We start from the raw sequence: 17870 nt of genomic DNA on the forward strand, positions 1-17870 counted from the left end.
TCTACTCCGCGGCGGCCGGCGGCTTGCGGACGGAGGGGTGTAGGCCCGATGGATCGACGATCATGCCGAATTCCTGAAGATTATGCGCGTGACAGAGCTGATGCAGCGCAAAGGCCTGGTCGATTGCAGCCGGTTGGCCCATCACGTCAACCGAACGATTCACGGCTTCCTTGGTCAGCTTCAGCGCAAAGGACGGTTTTGACGCGATTTTGCGCGCCAGCGCCAGCACGGCGGATGACAGCTCTGCGCGCGGCACGACCCGGTTGACCATCCCGAGTTGATGCGCCTCCTGCGCGCTCCATGCGTCGGCCGTGAACAGAAATTCCTTGGCCTTGCGCGGGCCGAGCTCCCAGGGATGCACGAACCATTCGACGCCGCAGACACCCATGGTGACCACGGGATCGCAGAACTGCGCATCGTCACTCGCGATGATGAGATCGCAGGCCCAGGCCAGCATCAGGCCGCCGGCGATGCACTTGCCGTGAACCTCTGCAATGGTCGGCTTGGCGAGGTTGCGCCAGCGCCGGGTGATCTGGAGATAGATCTCCTGCTCGCGCGCGAAGCGGCCATGGGCGTTTGCTTCGGCGAAGCCGCCCCAATTTCCGATCGGCGGAAAATCCACGCCCGCTTCATTCTTGCTGCCGGGTCGCAGGTCATGGCCTGAGGAGAAGTGCGGACCATTGCCGGCGAGAATGATCACCTTGACCGCGTCGTCCTGCACCGCCTCGTCGAAGGCGGCGTTGAGATCGTAGGTCATTTGCAGGTTCTGCGCGTTGCGCGCGTCGGGCCGGTTCATCACGACCCGGGCAATCGCCGGCTCCGGCCTCTCCACGAGGATGGTCTCGAACGAGCTCATCGCGTTCCCCTGGCGTTCCCGACCTGGCATTATTGTTCCCTCAAGTTGACTATTACAGCCAGGATTAAGCAAGAGGCTTGCGTACATCGGCTGCTTTTCACAGGCCACGGCCGGGACGCAAGATGTCTGGCATCTCGCGCGCGCAATCTGGTAGCTTGCGCCCGATTCCACCGGGAGAAATTTGATGCGCAAGATCCTGACCGTGCTGGCGGCGCTGGCCTCGTTGAGCCTCACCAATTGCGGCTATAACGCGATCCAGAGCGAGGACGAGCAGATCAAGGCCAATTGGTCCGAGGTCGTGAACCAGTATCAGCGTCGCGCCGATCTCGTGCCCAACCTCGTCAACTCGGTGAAGGGTTTTGCGCAGCAGGAGAAGGACGTGCTGCTCGGCGTCACCAATGCCCGCGCCAAGGTCGGCAGCATCCAGGCGACGCCCGAGGTGCTGAACGATCCCGCCGCATTCCAGAAATTCCAGGCCGCCCAGGGCGAACTCTCCGGCGCGCTGTCGCGGCTGCTCGTGGTCACCGAGAACTACCCCCAGCTCAAGTCGGATGCGCTGTTCAAGGATTTGATGTCGCAGCTCGAAGGCACCGAGAACCGCATCACGGTGGCGCGCAACCGCTACATCAAGGCGGTGCAGGACTATAACGTCACCATCCGTTCGTTCCCGAGCAACGTCACGGCGATGATGTTCGGCTACAAGGAAAAGCCGAACTTCACGGTCGCGAACGAGAAGGAAATCTCGACCGCGCCGAAGGTCGATTTCAATCCGGCGCCCGCGCCGTCGAAGTAAGTGCCTTCGACCCCGATGCATGCCCCACCCACCACCGTCATTCCCCGCGAAAGCGGGGAATCCAGTACGCCGCGGCTTCACGGTTCAATCACTGCTGCCTCTGGAATACTGGATCGCCCGCCTTCGCGGGCGATGACAACGATGTTGTGGCGTGCCGTTTTGGGCTTCTCAGCATTCGTCCTCGTCTTCGCGCTCCTGTTCACCTTTGCGCTCCCCGCCTCAGCCGATGTCGCCGTGCCGCAACTGACCGGCCGCGTGGTCGATCAGACCGGCACGCTCTCCAGCGGCGACATCGCCGCGCTGTCGCAAAAGCTGCAGGACTTCGAGATGCGCAAGGGCAGCCAGATCGCCGTCCTGATCGTGCCGACGACGGACCCGGAGACCATCGAGCAATTCGCGATCCGCGTCGCGGAGGCCTGGAAGATCGGACGCAAGAAGGTCGACGACGGCGCCATCCTCGTTGTGGCCAAGAACGACCGGCATTTGCGCATCGAGGTCGGTTACGGCCTCGAGGGCGCGCTCACCGACGTCACGTCGCGGCGCATCATCGATGAAGCCATCACGCCGAAATTCAGGAGCGGCGATTTCGCCGGCGGCATCACGGCGGGCGTCGACCGCATGATCCGCGTCATCGACGGCGAGCCGCTGCCGACGCCCTCGCGCAGCGTGAATTTCGGCGATTGGAACGACGTCGAGCCGCTTTTCTACTTCCTGCTGTTCGGCCCGCTGGTGATCGGAGGCATCCTGCGCTCCATGTTCGGGCGGCTGTTCGGTTCGGGAATAACGGGAGCGATCGTTGGTGTCCTCGCCTGGTTCGTGATCGGCTCAGCGATCATCGGACTGGGCGTCGGTGTGCTCGGCGCTGTCCTGACGTTTATCGCCGATCTGTTTGGGGCGGGATCGGGCACGGGGTCCTCGCGTCGTGGCTCGTGGTCGAGCGGCTCGTCATCCGGCGGCTGGAGCAGCGGGTCGTCGTCGAGCGGCGGCTTCAGCGGTGGTGGCGGCAGTTTTGGCGGCGGCGGCGCCTCGGGGAGCTGGTAGGTCATGAGCATCAGGCGCATCACCCGGCATCTGCTCCAGCACCATTGGCGTGCCAAGCAGGTGTTCCCGAAGGGCGTGCTCGGCCGCATCGAGCAGGCGATCAAGCGCGGCGAAGCCAGCCATTCCGGCCAGCTCCGCTTCGTGGTGGAAGGCGCGCTCGACGGCGGCCCGCTGTTTCGCAACCAGCCGGCGCGCGAGCGCGCGCTTGACGTGTTCTCGCAACTGCGCATCTGGGACACCGCGCACAACAATGGTGTCCTGATCTATCTCCTGCTCGCCGACCGCGATGTCGAGATCATCGCCGACCGCGGTATCGATGCGAAGGTTGGTGGCGAGCGTTGGGAGAGCATCTGCCGCGCCATGGAAGTCGAGTTCAGGTCGGGGCAGTTCGAGCGCGGCGTGATCGGCGGCATCGAGGCGGTGTCCCGGGAGCTGACAAAGCACTTTCCGTCAAGCGGCCCGCACCCCAACGAGCTGCCGGATGCACCGGTGCTGATGTGACGGACAGTGATGTGGACAGAGCGGGCGTCATCCACGCCCGTCGTTGACCACGTGGGGGCGGCAGACCCTGTCCGTTGCGCGGCCGTTCATCTTCGCCCGGTTACAAATTGCTTCATACCCGCCACACCGGTTCCACGTTCCCGGCCCAATTCGGCCCCGGATGACTCCCTAAAATTTCGGTAAGCGGGTCCCGAAGTAAGGATTTCGCAAGCAATGAAAGTTACCAAAAGGTCAATCCAGAGTGGAGTATTTGAGCTGTGAGCGAACCAATGGCTGAGCAGGCTGCCCAAACGACCGGTGAGCAGACGAGCGTCGTCGAAGCCGCCGCGACCGCGCCGCAGGCCGTCGAGTCTGCGGGAATCGAGGCCCCTTCGATTGCCCCTGACCACGAGGCGCCGCCCAAGCCTGATCCGATCGAGATTGAGCCGCCGCGGATCGAGGTGCCGAAGTTCGAGGCCCAGGTTGAGCCCAAAGCCGAGACCAAGTCCGAGCCAAAGCCCGGCAAGCTCATCGTCATGGCACCCGCAGAGCGGTCCTGGGACCGTGAGGAGTTTGCGCCGCATGTGAAGGCGGACGAGCCGCGCGAGAGCGGCGGCGCGCGCCGCCTGTCGGCGATGGCCGCGGTAGTGGCGATTGCAGCCAGTGTCGGCGCCATCAGCGGCGCGCTCGCGACCGCAGGGATGATGCACTTCGCAAGCTCCGCGCCGGCACAGGTTGCCGACACCAGCGCGCTGGAATCCTCGGTCGCCCGGATTGATGCCGATGTCGTCGCGCTCAAAGCCAACGTCGAGCATACCTCCAAGACCGGCCTCGGCCAGTTCAACCGGACCAACGACCGCCTCGACAAGCTCGAGAAGGCGCAGGCCGAGCCAATGGCCAAGATCGCAAAGCTGTCCGAGACGGTCGACAAGCTCCGCGCCACCCCGCCCGCGGCGCCCGTCCAGGCCGCAGCCGCCGTGCCCGCCAAGGAGACCACTGGTTCGATCGCACCGACCCAGGTTGCAACCGCCGCAGCTGCGCCGGCTCCCGTCGCACCCAAGACCGAGGTCGGCCGGTTGCCGACGGTCGAAGGCTGGGTGCTGCGCGACGTCTCCAACGGCGGCGCACTGGTCGAGGGCCGCGGTGGCCTCTACGAGGTGTATGCCGGTGACCCCATCCCAGGGGTTGGCCGTGTCGATGCGATCCGCCGTCAGGACGGCCGCTGGGTCGTCGTCACCAGCAAGGGGCTGATCGTCGCGCGCTGAGCGGCCCATATCCGATTTCCGAAAAGGCGCTTCACCACGATGTGAAGCGCCTTTTTGCTTGAATAGCCGTCCCTGCGCGGTGTTACCTGAGGCATGAGCCGCGCCTTGCGAATTCTCGTTGCCGCCGCCGTATTTTTCGGCGGCATCGTGTCGTTGTTGGCCGCGGAGAACGCGCAACTGGCACGCGGCACGGCGATCACCGATCCCGATCTCCTGCGCGAGCTCGACCAGCACGATGCGCTCACGATCTCGCGCCTGTTGTGGCCGGAGCGGAACGCGAACTTTCCGCTGACGACCGATCTGATGTTTTCGTGGTTGTCGCAGCTCAAGGAGATTCCTCCCGCGATCGAGGCGGAGATCGATCGCTACGTCGCCCAGCAGAAGGCGGCATATCCGACCGAGACCATCGGCGTCGGCGAGGGCTTCGACGTACAATTGTTCGATCGCGCCAATCTGAAATCCCGCGACACCCGTTTCGTGCTGGCCGGCATCGTCAACCGCATGGACCGGGCCTATGTCTCGGAAGACTCCTGCGGCGAGATCAGGCTGATCTATCGTCTTGTGCGTTTCGAGACCAAACCGGATGGCGGCAGGACAGCCACGCGGCTGCCGATGACGCTCAATCTGGTGATGAAGGCGCGCGACGTGCGCCAGATGGACGGGAACGGCAAGCCGATCACCTGCGCCGAGGTCGCGCGACGCTGGCTCGGCAATGGCGACTGGCAGGGGCTGATCGGCAGCGACTTCTTCCCTTACGATGCGATGCTCGATCGCATCGAGACCAACATTCAGATCTCAGTTGCGGCGAAATCGGCGCTGCACGATTTCCGCTCCGACTATCTGCTCAAGGTGTTCAAGTACGACGCCGCCTCGAAGACGTTCGAGGAATCGACGCTGGAGAACCAGATCGACCGCGACCGCATTCTCGCTGACAATGATCTCCGGCGCGACTTCAGGGATTGGCTGCTCGCGCCCGATCATCTTCGCGACTTCGATCGCGGTACGGTGCTGATCCCCGAGAAATTCCTGGCCAAGGCTGCAATCGTGCCGACGCCAGCCGGCCTCGATGCTTCTCCGTTGCAGCCGGAGTTCGGGATGGTGCAAGGGGAGGGCAACGGAGAGGGACAGGGCGAGCCGGTCTTCTCCGACAACGACGTGGTTGGTGCGTTGAAGCAAGCTGCCGCGCGCGGGGACATGCAGAACGTCCGCTCGGTCGCGGGCTTCCAGCGCCGCCTCAATGACGTCACCTGCGCCGGCTGCCACCAGACCCGCGGCATCGGCGGCTTTCACTTCCCGGGCGTTGATTGGCTTGCGGACAAGCCGTCCAACTCGACCATCGTGCCGGCCTCGCCGCATTTTCTTGGCGACCAGGTCCGCCGCCGTGACATCCTGACCGCGATGGCCGCAGGCAAACGTCCTGATTTCTCACGTGGATTTGCCAGCCGGCCGCAGACCCGCGGCAGCACTGAGCTGGCGGGGACCGAATATCAGGACGGCTGGGGCGCGCATTGTTCCCTGGAAAATGCGGGATCGCGATCGACCGACAGGAGTTTTACGTCATGGAGCTGTGCTAAAGGATTGACCTGTCAGGCTGCCGCGGCTTCGCGCCGCATCGGCATGTGCTTCATCAAGACGCGTTAGGCTGTCTCGAACCGGTTTGGATGACCCATGACGGACTCCAGCGAAGCCAACAAGGAGCGCAATCGCGAGATCGCGCAGAATGAAGAGGCCAAGCAGGTTACCGGCAGCATCCGCGTCAGCACCTGGGCGGTCGCGGTCGTCGTCATCATCGGCGGAATCCTGTTCACGCTCGGCTGGCTGGCGCTGAAGTAGCCGCGCCCTCACTTCGCGTAATTCGTCATCCGCTTGCCGGGCAGCAGCTCGTAGGCCGGCTGCCAGCCGGGCAGTGTGGCCATGCGGCCAAGCCAGGCGTGAATGGCGGGATAGCTTTCCGCGAAGTCGAAGCCGTGCTCGTCGCTCGGATAATGCAGATAGGCCATCATCGAGATATCGGCGACGGTCGGCCTGGTTCCGATCGCGAATTCGTTGTGCTGGAGATGACCGTCGAGAATGCCGAGAAAGTCTTCGAGCCGCCTGCGAAAATGTTTCAGCACCTGCGGATCGTTGCTTTGCGTGAAGGCGCGCATGAAGCGGTAGGTCGCCATGTAGCCGGTGAGCTTGTGGTTGTCCCAGAACAGCCAGCGCAGCAGCTCGAACTTTTCCTCCTCGGTCTCGGCGCCGAAACGCCCGTGCTGCTCGGCAAGCTTGAGCAGGAGAGGCGCGGTCTGCGTCATCTTCACACCGTCGACTTCGAGCACGGGAATCTCACCCATCTCGTTCACGCTCTTGCGCCATTCCGGCGTGCGCGTGACGCCGCCGCCAAAATCGGTCCAGACCGGCTCGAACCTCTCGCCGCAAAGCGTCAGCATCAGCCCCAGCTTGTAGCTGTTGCCGGATTCGGGGAAGTAGTGCAGGCGGTAGCTGGGCATGGGACCTCGCGATGACTGTGATTGTTGAAGCGATCTACGTCGTCGTCCCGGCGAAGGCCGGGACCCATAACCACCGAACGCAGTTTGGCGAAGATTTGGAGTTATCAGCTTCGTTCGACCTCTTCCTCTCTGGGATATGGGTCCCGGCCTTCGCCGGGACGACAGCGTGGATGTATGACCGCTGTCGGCTCCTTACCCCACAGCCCCCTGCGACCGCAGCTGCTTGATCGCGGCGTCATCGTATCCCGCGCCGCGCAAAATTTCGTCACTGTGCTCGCCGACGTCGGGCGGCTTGCGCGGCTGCACTTTCTTGGCGCCGTCGATCCAGATCGGGCTGGAGATGGTGAGCATGGTGTCGTTTTCGAATGGCACTAGAACTTCGTTGTCAAGCATCTGCTTGTCGTTCGGGATGTCGTCCAGGATGCCGACGATGCCGAACACGAGACCGTTGCCGTCGAGGATCTTGCGCCATTCGGCGAGATCCTTGGTCGCAAAGGTCTCGTCAAAGATCTTGATCAGCTCGACGGAGCGGGCGTGGCGGTCGGGCTTGGTGGCAAAGCGCGGGTCGGTGATGAGATCTTCGCGGCCGAGACACCTGGCCAGCGTCGGAAACTGTTTCTCTTCGCTCAGCAGTGACAGGATCAGCCAGCGGCCGTCCTTGCACTGGTAGTGGTTGGCGACCGCGTTCAACGCGCGTTCGCGCGGCCGCCGCTCGGCGAACTTGGCGCCGCAGAGCTTTGCCTGCGCCAGCACGCTCGCAGCCCACACGCCGTTCGCCATCAGATTGGAGGCGACGTGCGAGCCCTTGCCGGTCTTCTCGCGCTGGTACAGCGCGGTGACGATCGCGCCGTAGAATGCCATGGCGCAGGGATGGTCGCCCATGCCGGCGACCGAGCGGGCTGGCGTCGTGTCGGTGTCGGCGCGGACGAGGTCCATCAGGCCGGAGCGCGCCCAATAGGCGTTGCTGTCGAAGCCGGGCTTGTTGGCCTCTTCGCCTTTCTCGCCATAACCGGTGAACGAGGCGTAGATCAGGCGATCATTGAGATGGGCGAGATGGTCATAGGTGATGCCGAGCTTGGTGCGCACCGGCGGCGGCATGTTGGTGATGAAGACGTCGGCCTCTTCGACCAGCTTGTAGAGCACGGCCTGCGCCTCGGGCTTTGCGAGGTCGAGCGCGATGCTCTTCTTGTTGCGGGCCTCCAGCAGCCAGGCGAAATTGTGCTCGCTGGTCGGATAGCCCGGAATGTTGGGCAGATTGCGGTAGGGATCGCCGGCGCCGGGCGGCTCGATCTTGACGACTTCGGCGCCGAAATCCGACAGCACGGTCGCGGCCGCTGGTGCTGCGATGAAACTCGCGCAATCCAGCACCTTGAGCCCTGCAAAAATGCCCTTTTCCATTGCGGCGTTGCTCCCTCACTCGTGTTGTATCCCGCGCGCTGGAATTGGCGAGGGCCACGTCACGGCAGCATTAGACCGATGTTTCGGCGGGATGCAACGCTCCTCGCCGCGCCTCACTCATCCCCTGCGAGCAGGGCAGCATTGCCGCCGGCTGCTGCGGTGTTGATCGTCACGGTCTGCTCGGTCGCAAAGCGCGCGAGGTAGTGCGGGCCGCCGGCTTTCGGGCCGGTTCCGGACAGGCCGTTGCCGCCGAACGGCTGCACGCCAACCACGGCACCGATCATGTTGCGGTTGACGTAGATGTTGCCGATCTGGACGCGGTCGACGATCGCCTCGATCGTATCGTCAATGCGGGAGTGGATGCCGAGCGTCAGCCCGTAGCCGGTGCGCTCGATCGCTTGCAGGACGCGTTCGAGATTTTCCGCACGATAGCGCACGACGTGGAGGATCGGGCCGAACACCTCCTCGGTGAGCTGGCCGGCATCCCCAAGCTCGAAGATGTGCGGCGCCACGAAGCAGCCCTCCGGCGCGGTGCCGGCAAAGTGCAGCCGCGCCTCTCTCTTCATGCGTGCGATGTGCGCATCGAGGCGCTGCTTGGCCTCGACATCGATCACCGGCCCGATATGGGTCGCGACGTCGCTTGGATCGCCGATCTTCAACTCGCGCGCCGCGCCCGCGATCATCTCGATCATGCGGTCGGCTACGTCCTCCTGCACGAACAGCAGCCGCAGCGCCGAGCAGCGCTGGCCGGCGGAACGAAACGCCGAGGTGACGACGTCGTCCGCGACCTGCTCTGGCAACGCGGTCGCATCCGCGATCATGGTGTTGATGCCGCCGGTCTCCGCGATCAGCGGCACGATCGGCCCGTCCTTGGCTGCCAGCGCCCGGTTGATGCTGCGCGCGACCTCGGTCGATCCGGTGAAGACGATTCCACCGATATCGGGGTGCGCGGCCAGTGCGGCGCCGATGCGGCCGTCGCCAGTGACGAGGTGCAATGCGCTTGCGGGGATGCCGGCCTCGTGCAGCAGCCGCACCGCCTCGACCGCGATGCGCGGGGTCTGCTCTGCGGGCTTGGCCACCACGCTGTTGCCGGCCATCAGCGCCGCCGTGACCTGGCCGAGGAAGATCGCCAGCGGAAAATTCCATGGCGAGATTGCCACGAAGACGCCGCGGCCGCGCATGGCCAGCGCATTGCTCTCGCCGGTCGGGCCCGGCATCGCCACATCGTTGCCGAACAGCTTGCGACCCTGCGCGGCATAATAGCGGCAGAAGTCGGTGGCCTCGCGCAGCTCCGACAGCGCATCGTCGAGCGTCTTGCCGCCCTCGCGTTGCAGCAGCGCTATGAAATGGGGCGCGCGGTTCTCCAGAAGATGCGCGGCCTGCTCCAGCGCCGCCGCGCGCGTGGCTGCGGGTGTCCGGCTCCAGGCGGCAAAGCCGGCGCGCGCCGCAGCCACTGCCGCATTGGCCTGATCCGGCGTTGCGTCCGCGATCGGCTTGAGGTCGATCGTCTCGGCTTTGACCTCCGTCAGCAACCGGTCGAGCGCGGCGCGCGCGCCGAATTCGACGCCGCGCGAATTGCGCCGCTCGGGCGCGAACAGGTCGCCCGGCAACGGAATCTTGGGATGGGCCGCGTGCTGCGGCCGGACGATGGCATCCGCCGGGCGCTGCAACAGCGCCGTAACCGGCACGCGATAATCGGACGCTTGCGCCACGAAGGAGGAGTTGGCGCCGTTCTCCAACAGTCGCCGCACCAGATAGGCGAGCAGGTCGCGATGGCTGCCGACCGGGGCGTAGGTGCGGTAGGCGATGTCCGGGTGATCCTTGGCGAGCTGCTCGTAGAGCGCCTCGCCCATGCCGTGCAGGCGCTGGAATTCGAAGCCGCCGTTCGCACCGGCAAGCTCCAGCACGGTCGCGACGCTCAGCGCGTTATGGGTGGCGAATTGCGGGAAGATGCGTGGCCGCAGACTCAACAGCTTTTGAGCGCAGGCGACGTAGTTCAGATCCGTCATCGCCTTGCGGGTGAACACGGGATAGCCGTCGAGCCCGCGCTCCTGCGCGCGCTTGATCTCGGTGTCCCAATAGGCGCCCTTGACCAGCCGCACCATCAGCTTGCGGTCGTGCGCCCGGGCGAGCGCATCGACATAGTCGATCACGTCGCCGGCGCGCTTCTGATAGGCCTGGATCGCGAGGCCAAATCCGTCCCAACCGGCAAGCGAGGGATCGGCGAGCGTTGCCGCAATCACGTCGAGGGACAATTCCAGCCGGTCGGCTTCCTCGGCGTCGACGGTGAAGTTGAGATCATGGACCTTGGCGCGCTGCGCCAGGTCCAGCAGTTGCGGCACCAGCTCGGCCATCACACCGTCGCGGCTGATTGCCTCGAAGCGCGGATGCAGCGCCGACAGCTTGACGGAGATGCCGGGCCGATCGGGCAGGGGATGGCTGCCCGCCGCCTTGCCGATAGTCAGAATCGCGCTGGCATAGGCGTCGAAATATCGCCTTGCGTCGGTGGCGGTGCGGGCGCCTTCGCCGAGCATGTCGAAGGAATAGCGCTGCCTCTCGCCGGAGCGCGGCCGGGCCCGCTCCAGGGCCTGCGCGATGGTCTCCCCCAGCACGAAATGATTTCCCATCAGCCGCATCGCCTGGCGCGTGGCGGTGCGCACGGCGGGTGCGCCCAGCCGCTTCACCAGCCGGCCGATGGTGCCATCGGGCGTCTCGCCGGGCTGGATCACCCGCGCCGAGAGGCCCAATGCCCAGGCCGAGGCGTTGACCAGGAAGGCGGTGGACTTGGTCTCGTGGTGGATGAAGTCGCCCTCGCCGAGCTTGTCCTCGATGAACTGGTCGGCGGTGCGCGCGTCCGGCACGCGCAACAGGGCCTCGGCCAGCACCATCAAGGCCAGCCCTTCCTTGGTCGAGAGCGCAAATTCCCGCAGCATATCCTCGACTCCACCAAGCCGGTCGTCGCGCTTGCGGATGGCTTCGATCAGCCGCGTCGCGGTGCGATCGATCCGCGCCTCCTGCGGCGGGCCGAGATGCACAGATGGCAAAAGGCGCGCGGCGATATCGGCGTCATCGGGCGCGTAGGCGGCGGAGAAGGGAGGCGGAATGTTCGGCATGGCGTGTCCTGTGGCTTCAATTCAGGATAATGCCCACGCTACCTTAGCTCGATAGACAATTTAGCTCATTCGGCTTAGAAAATGAAGTCGCCCAGTCATTTGACCTTACGGAATATGGAATTAGATCGAACCGACCGGAAGATCCTCTCGATTTTGCAGCAGGACGGGCGAATCGCCAATGTCGAGCTCGCGGAGCGCATTGGGCTGTCGCCGACCTCGATCGGCGAACGGCTGAAGCGTTTGCAGCGAGAGGGCTTTATCGAGGGCTATGGCGCGCGGCTAAACCCGCACCGGCTCGGCCTCGGCCTCCTGGTGTTTGTCGAAGTGCTGCTCGACAAGACCACGCCCGACAATTTCGAGCGTTTTGCCCGCGCGGTGAAGCTGGCGCCCGAGGTGCTGGAGTGTCACATGGTCGCCGGCGGCTTCGACTATCTTGTGAAGGCGCGGCTGGCAGACATGGCTGCGTATCGGCGCTTCCTCGGCGAGACCTTGCTGTCGATGCCCGGCGTGCGCGAAACGCGAACCTATGCGGTGATGGAGGAGATCAAGCGCGACGCACCATTGCCGGTGGACTAACGAAGTGCCGTCGCGATTGTCATTGCTGTGGCGTCCAATGGGCGGTCTTCGCGGGCAAATAGTTCTCCCTGTGCAATCGCAACGCCTGTCGTCGAGTGCACTGACCGTTTCTAAAATTTCTTGGCCCGGCTCCCGGATCGATCCGGGAGTTAGCAAAAGCCGGCGGGCTTATACTTTGAGGTTCTCTGCGGAGCTTTTGCCTCGGTTTGCGATCTCTTCATATTCAACCGTCTGTCCTTCGTTCAGGGACGACAGACCGGCTTTCTGCACTGCCGAGATATGCACGAACACATCCTTGCCGCCCGACGCAGGCTGGATAAATCCATAACCCTTCGTCGGGTTGAACCACTTGACCGTACCTTTAGCCATCACGACTTCTCCGCGGGTCTTCCTCCGAGATCTCGAACCGCCAGTCCCCGCCAACCGGCCGGTTCGGTCCTAATACGATACGCGGAATGTGGCTGGCTTGGTAGCTCAAACCACATCGGCATTTCGGCGAATTCCGCTCAACTTCGCGGCGTTTTTGCCGGATTTGCCCTTTTCGCGGTCACTTGGTCGGCGCGCCGCGCGCCATCCGTCAATAAGTCGCGGCCAGATAATCGACGATCTTGCTGACATCGGCATCGTCGATGGGGGCGCCATAGACCTTGATCATCTTGGTCACCTCGGCCTGCCAGAAACCTTTCTTGTCCTTCATCGGCGGCTGCGTGTTGATGTAGTCGGCGGAGTGGCAGGCGCTGCAATTGCCCTGCACGACTTCGAGATTGGGCCCGAGCTTGAACGCCGCGACCTCATCGGGGGTCTTGTAATTGACCGGTGCTGCAAGTGCCGAACCCACCACGGCGGCGAGGGCGAGCGTGATGGCGAGGAAAACGGTGCGCTGCATGATCATTCCCCTCAAGCCACGGTAACGCGGACGGTTTCGACGACGTTGCGCAAGTAACCCGCCGGATTCCAGCGCGGCGTATCCGGCTGGGTTTCGCCGCCATTGCCGGTGGCGCGCACCTTGAGCTCGTGGGAGCCCGCCGCGAGCTTCACCGGCAGCGTCCATTCACGGAATGAGTATTTGCCGAGATCCTTGCCGAGCCTGGCGTTGGTCCAGGTCTTCCCGCCGTCGGTGGAGACCGCGACCTCCTTGATACCCTTGCCGCCGTCGAAGGCGATGCCGCGCAGCGTCGTGCCGCCTGCTTTCAGCTTGGCTCCGTCCGGGACGCTGGTGATGAAGGAACGGATGGTGAAGCGGTTGATCGGGATCGTCGCCTTCGGCGCGGTGCCCGGCTCGACCGCATTGTTCGGCGTGTCCGGAATGCGATAGGCCGACTTCATCCAGAACCCGTCATAGACATTGTCGACGACGGTGATCTCGTTGAGGTGCTTGACCCAATAGGTGCCGAAATAGCCGGGCACGATCAGGCGCAGCGGAAAGCCGTTGAGGAACGGCAGGTCTTCGCCGTTCATGCCATAGGCCAGCATCACCTCACCGTCGTTGGCGTGATCGATATCGAGCGCCTTGACGAAATCGGGCGTTTTGTCGCTGACCGGACCGTCCATGCCGTTGAAGGTGACCTGCTTGGCGCCGCTCTGCACGCCCGCCATCGCCAGCACGGCCTTCAGCGGCACGCCGCGCCAGCGCGCATTGCCCATCGCGCCGTTGGCGAGCTGACCGCCGGCCACGCGCGGATCCAGGAAGCCGCGGCTGTTGCCGGAGCACTGGTTGACGGCGACGATCTCGGTCGCCTTCATCTTCCTTATATCCTTCAGCGACAGCTTGAGCGGCTTGTCGACCTTGCCCTTGACCTCGAGCGTGAACTTGTCGGGGTCGAGACTGTAGGGCAGGTCGGAAAGGTGATAGCGCACGAAGAACGCGTTATTCGGCGTGATCGGGCCGTCGTTGAACACCGCGAACGGCGTCTCGAGCTGCGGCGGGCGGCTGGTCAGGCCGATCATCGGCCGCTTCTGCGGATATTTCACCAAAGGCCGTTCGCCATTGGCAAAGGGCAGGGCGACGGTGTCGAGTGCCAGCGCTTTGGTCGAGTTCAGTGCAGTCGCAACAGCGGCAAGGCCCGCTCCTTTGAGCAGGTCGCGTCGATCGAACATGTGGTCTCCTCCCGGAGCTTTTCGTTGGATCACGGTCATCACCGCGATCTCTCACTCATCTGTCGCAACGACTCAGATGAAGTCAATTCGTGCTTTCGCAGCAGGCCCATGCCGCTGCGTTGCAGCAAGCCGGTGTTACGCCGCGACGCGTTCGCCGGGATCGACGAGCGCCGACAGCTCCCTCGCGTCCGCAACCACACGCACGGCCATCGGTTCGTCGCGGCCGCGGATCGCGACCTCCTGCTGCGGCAGCGCATCGTCGGCAAGGCCGGCGGTCCGGCGGACTTCCTCCGAGACGATCGCTTCGCAGGCCAGCGTCTTGGTCATGTCCTGGAGGCGGGCCGCGACGTTGACAGCATCGCCCAGCGCCGTGAAGACGATGTGATCGCGATACCCGATGTCACCGATGATGACCTCGCCGCCATGGATGCCGATGCCGAAGCGGATCGGCTGGCGTAGATCGTGGGACAGGAGCTCGTTGAGCTCATCGATATGCCTGGCGATGCCGGCGGCGGCCTTCAGCGCCTGCCGGCAGGCGGTTTGCGGATCGGCGCTCAGTCCGAACAGCGCCAGCATGCCGTCGCCGACAAATTGGTTCGGCTGGCCGCCATTCTCGATCACAGCCTGCGAGACGGCGCCGAGGAAGCGGTTGACGATGAACACGGTGTCGAACGGCAGCCGCTTCTCGGCCAGCTGCGTCGAGCCGCGCATATCCACGAACAGGCTGACGAGATAGCGCTCCTGGCCGATTCTGGCAGGCGTCGAGGCCTGTGTGTTCGCCGAAAGCGTATGCGCGGTGAAGAGCTGGAAGAAGGAGAGATCCGACGTCGGCCGCAGCTGGCAGGCCAGCCTGATCGAGGGGTCACTGGTGCCGACACGGGTGAGCACGAACGCCTCGCGCTGCGACGGCTCGGGCAGGGCGCCATGATCGCCGATGATGCGGATGCGGCAGGTCGAGCAGCGGGCGCGGCCGCCGCAGACGCTGGCATGCGGCACATTGTGGCGCAGGCTCGCTTCCAGCACGGAGAGGCCCTTGGGGACGCGCACCGTCTTGCCGTTGCCGTAGGACAGCGCGATCATGCCGCCGCGCCGCTCGCACAGGGCGCGCGCGCCACGCGCCAGCAGCGCCAAAGCGAGCAGTCCGAGATAGCCGGCGGTGAGGCCGCCGGTGATGCGGTCGAGCATCGCGGCCTCTGCCGTGGTGCCCAGCTGGCGGCGCGTGAGATTGTGCGTCCGCCATTCCCCGTCGTCGGCCTCGACCTCGACGCTGCGGCCACCCTGGTAGACACCCAGCAGCGACAGCGTCGGGATCAGCACGGCAGCCGCGAGCAGATAGGGCGCCGCGCGCGTGAAGAACGGTTTGAGGCGAAGCCAGAAATAGATGCCGATGCAGCCGTGCACCCAGGCGATGAGAAGCAGGATCGTCATGGTCCAGATACGGTTCGACGCGACGAAGAACAGATAGAGTTCCTGCGGATAGAGTTTTTGGTGTCCGTAAAGCGTCTGACCGAGCCGCACCCCGATCACATGCGCCATGACCAGCGCGGGGATGCTCAAGCCCAGCACGAGCTGCAGCGGCTCGACCGTCCGCCAACGGAACTGCCGGCGCTGATACAACGCGTAGATGCCGAGCCCCATATGCGTGAGCGCCGCCGTGTAGAACACGATCGCAACCGGCAGGAACTGCCAGAACAGCATGTGGTAGTAGACCCCGATCTCCATGGCATCGACCGAGATGTTGCCGAGCGCATGGTTGAGGAAATGGCTGACCACATAGGCGAACAGGATGACACCGCAAACCAGCCGCACCTGGCGTACGCTGATGGCGCGGGAAAGATCGGAAAATCGTGTGGATGCGGTTGCGGCCATGATTCTGTTGTATCAGTTCATGAAGGAGAACAGCCAGCGTCGCGTTTAATTCCGGGGGTGGATAGCGCGCCCGATCACATGCGCGGCAAGCGGCCGCAATCTCCGTGTCGTCCTGGACAAGCACCCCCGGGGGCGCACGCGGATCCGGGACGACGGTACCCAACATTGACTCCCCCTCCCAGGTTGGCGAAAAGCGCCGCCGTGAGGACAGCTCCCGACATCACGATGCTCCCCGCCGGCGCGGCGCGCCGGCCGCTCGTCATGGCCGCGGCGATCATCGCCGCGATGACGCTGCTGCGCATCGTCTACGCCTCGGTCATCGAGCTGCGCACGGACGAGGCCTATTACTGGACCTGGTCGCAGGAGACGGCGCTCAGCTTCCTGGATCATCCCCCCGGCATCGCCTGGCTGATCCGGTTCGGTACTGCGATCTTCGGCGACACCACACTCGGTGTGCGCTTCGGCGGCATCGTCGCGATGCTGGTGACGCAGCTCCTGCTCGCGGACATCGTCCGCCGCCTCACTCATGATGTGCGCGCCGTCGTGCTCGCGGTGCTGATGCCGGAGGCCGCGCTCTATTACGGACTGCTGATGGCCAAGGTCGCGCCCGATGTCGCCATGATCCCGTTTGCGGTGGCAATGATGTGGTGCCTGGTGCGGCTCGCGCAGGGCGGCGACGGCCGCTGGTGGCTCGCGGCCGGCCTGTTCGCCGGGCTCGCGATGCTGTCGAAATTTACCGTGATCATGTTCGCACCGGCGGTTGCCGCCTTTCTGCTGGTGCCGGATTGGCGCTGGCGCTGGTTGCGCAGCCCCTATCCTTATCTCGCGGTCCTGATCGCAATCGCCGTGTTCTCGCCGGTCCTGATCTGGAACGTGCAGCACGACTGGGCCGCGATTCGCTTCCAGGGTGTGCGCGCCACCACCAGCTACGGCATCTCGCTCCGCACATTCGGCGACTACATCGGCCTGCAATTCGGACTGGTCGGCTTCGTCATGCTGCCGGTGGTACTGACGGGGGTGGTGCTGACGGCGTGGCGCGGCTATAGCACGCGCGAGCCGGTCGCGATTTTGCTGTCGACCGCGGTCCTGGTGCCGTTTCTCTATTTCCTGGCGAAATCGCTGACCCTCCGCGTCGGCGACACCTGGCCGATGTTCATGTGGCCGGTCGGTTTCGCCGCCGCCGCTGTCAACCTCACCATGCTGTCGCGTGAAAAATGGTCGGCGCGGATGATCAGATCGTCGCTGTTCTGGGTCAACACGGCGGTGGTCTCCGGCACCGCCTTTGTCGTCATCGTGTTCCTCTACTACGTCGCCGCGCCCTGGAATTTACTTGGCAAGATCGATCCGATCGGTGCCGAGTCCGGTTACGAGCAGGTCGCCGCGCGCGCACAGGCCGCATTGGACGAGACTGGCGCGACCTGGATCGCCACCACGGACTACCGCACCTATGCCATGATGCGCTGGCTGTTCAGGGGCCGGGTGCCGGTGATCGAGATCAACGAGCGCGGCCGCTTCCAGGACTTTCGCGATCCGGGCATGGACCGGATCAAGGGCCACGTCGGCATCTATGTCGGGCGCGAGCCGGACAATCGCTCATCACTGTGGGAGAACATCCCCGCCAAGCGCGAGCCGCTCGGTCAGGTCGAGCGCCGCTGGCGCGGTCTCGTGATGGACACGTACACGCTGGAAAAGCTCACCGGCTGGACCCCAGAGCTGTCGCCGCCGAAAGACTCGCCGCTGTTCCGGTGGCGCGTGCTGGCGGGCGAGTTTGAGCGGCGTACGCTCGCCTAGCAAGGCGGCCTTCTTCCTTCTCCCCTTGCGGGAGAAGGTGGCGCGAAGCGCCGGATGAGGGGTCTCTATCCGCTAAGACGACTGCGAGAGGCGCGCGCGGAG

Annotated in this window: 16 protein-coding genes; 8 read left to right on the plus strand and 8 right to left on the minus strand. The window is 64.4% G+C overall.

Going from position 1 to position 17870, the window contains the following annotated elements; genetic code table 11:
* Position 1: 1 nt before the first annotated feature.
* On the minus strand, positions 2-856 hold the full coding sequence (locus IVA93_RS06015) for an enoyl-CoA hydratase (RefSeq protein WP_018453664.1): 855 nt from the start codon (positions 854-856) through the stop codon (positions 2-4).
* A gap of 184 nt (positions 857-1040) precedes the next feature.
* On the opposite strand from IVA93_RS06015, the gene IVA93_RS06020 reads away from it, so the two are divergent.
* The 6 genes from IVA93_RS06020 (at position 1041) to IVA93_RS06045 (ending at position 6268) form a co-directional block, all read left to right on the plus strand.
* Positions 1041-1649 carry a LemA family protein gene (locus IVA93_RS06020; RefSeq protein WP_018453665.1) on the plus strand — a complete coding sequence of 203 codons (609 nt, stop codon included), beginning with the start codon at positions 1041-1043 and terminating at the stop codon, positions 1647-1649.
* Positions 1650-1781: 132 nt separating this feature from the next.
* Complete coding sequence (locus IVA93_RS06025; RefSeq protein ID WP_018453666.1) at positions 1782-2690, plus strand: TPM domain-containing protein; 909 nt, start codon at positions 1782-1784, stop codon at positions 2688-2690.
* A gap of 3 nt (positions 2691-2693) precedes the next feature.
* Positions 2694-3191, plus strand: coding sequence for a TPM domain-containing protein (locus IVA93_RS06030; RefSeq protein WP_018453667.1), 498 nt, complete (start codon positions 2694-2696; stop codon positions 3189-3191).
* A gap of 269 nt (positions 3192-3460) precedes the next feature.
* Positions 3461-4435 (plus strand): hypothetical protein, encoded by a 975-nt coding sequence (locus tag IVA93_RS06035; RefSeq protein WP_018453668.1) that lies wholly within the window; start codon positions 3461-3463, stop codon positions 4433-4435.
* A gap of 93 nt (positions 4436-4528) precedes the next feature.
* The gene (locus IVA93_RS06040) at positions 4529-6076 is read left to right on the plus strand and encodes a hypothetical protein (RefSeq protein WP_204512294.1); all 1548 of its coding nucleotides are present in this window, start codon (positions 4529-4531) and stop codon (positions 6074-6076) included.
* Between the two features lie 27 nt (positions 6077-6103).
* Positions 6104-6268: a hypothetical protein gene (locus IVA93_RS06045; protein ID WP_007596528.1), complete on the plus strand. Its 165-nt coding sequence runs from the start codon at positions 6104-6106 to the stop codon at positions 6266-6268.
* 8 nt (positions 6269-6276) lie between these two features.
* On the opposite strand, the gene IVA93_RS06050 is transcribed toward IVA93_RS06045, so the two are convergent.
* From IVA93_RS06050 to putA, 3 genes are all read right to left on the minus strand, one after another.
* Positions 6277-6924: a glutathione S-transferase family protein gene (locus IVA93_RS06050; RefSeq protein WP_018453670.1), complete on the minus strand. Its 648-nt coding sequence runs from the start codon at positions 6922-6924 to the stop codon at positions 6277-6279.
* Positions 6925-7116: 192 nt separating this feature from the next.
* Entirely contained in the window at positions 7117-8322 is a 1206-nt protein-coding gene (locus tag IVA93_RS06055) for a CaiB/BaiF CoA transferase family protein (protein WP_018453671.1), read from the minus strand.
* Positions 8323-8435: 113 nt separating this feature from the next.
* The gene (gene putA / locus IVA93_RS06060) at positions 8436-11435 is read right to left on the minus strand and encodes a bifunctional proline dehydrogenase/L-glutamate gamma-semialdehyde dehydrogenase PutA (RefSeq protein WP_018453672.1); all 3000 of its coding nucleotides are present in this window, start codon (positions 11433-11435) and stop codon (positions 8436-8438) included.
* A 114-nt stretch (positions 11436-11549) separates the two neighbouring features.
* Here putA and IVA93_RS06065 point away from each other — a divergent pair, with 114 nt between their 5' ends.
* Complete coding sequence (locus IVA93_RS06065; protein WP_018453673.1) at positions 11550-12011, plus strand: Lrp/AsnC ligand binding domain-containing protein; 462 nt, start codon at positions 11550-11552, stop codon at positions 12009-12011.
* A 168-nt stretch (positions 12012-12179) separates the two neighbouring features.
* On the opposite strand, the gene IVA93_RS06070 is transcribed toward IVA93_RS06065, so the two are convergent.
* The 4 genes from IVA93_RS06070 to IVA93_RS06085 form a co-directional block, all read right to left on the minus strand.
* Positions 12180-12380, minus strand: a complete 201-nt coding sequence (locus tag IVA93_RS06070) for a cold-shock protein (RefSeq protein ID WP_007596519.1) — start codon at positions 12378-12380, stop codon at positions 12180-12182.
* Between the two features lie 208 nt (positions 12381-12588).
* Positions 12589-12897 (minus strand): SorB family sulfite dehydrogenase c-type cytochrome subunit, encoded by a 309-nt coding sequence (gene sorB, locus IVA93_RS06075; RefSeq protein ID WP_026232570.1) that lies wholly within the window; start codon positions 12895-12897, stop codon positions 12589-12591.
* A gap of 11 nt (positions 12898-12908) precedes the next feature.
* Complete coding sequence (gene sorA, locus IVA93_RS06080) at positions 12909-14108, minus strand: SorA family sulfite dehydrogenase catalytic subunit (protein ID WP_018453675.1); 1200 nt, start codon at positions 14106-14108, stop codon at positions 12909-12911.
* Positions 14109-14243: 135 nt separating this feature from the next.
* A complete protein-coding gene (locus tag IVA93_RS06085) occupies positions 14244-15977 on the minus strand; it encodes an adenylate/guanylate cyclase domain-containing protein (protein WP_018453676.1) in 1734 nt (577 codons plus the stop codon).
* A gap of 225 nt (positions 15978-16202) precedes the next feature.
* Here IVA93_RS06085 and IVA93_RS06090 point away from each other — a divergent pair, with 225 nt between their 5' ends.
* Positions 16203-17768 carry a glycosyltransferase family 39 protein gene (locus IVA93_RS06090; protein WP_018453677.1) on the plus strand — a complete coding sequence of 522 codons (1566 nt, stop codon included), beginning with the start codon at positions 16203-16205 and terminating at the stop codon, positions 17766-17768.
* Positions 17769-17870 lie beyond the last annotated feature (102 nt).

The sequence above is a fragment of the Bradyrhizobium sp. 155 genome (assembly GCF_023101105.1).
Classification (GTDB): Bacteria; Pseudomonadota; Alphaproteobacteria; order Rhizobiales; family Xanthobacteraceae; genus Bradyrhizobium; species Bradyrhizobium canariense_D.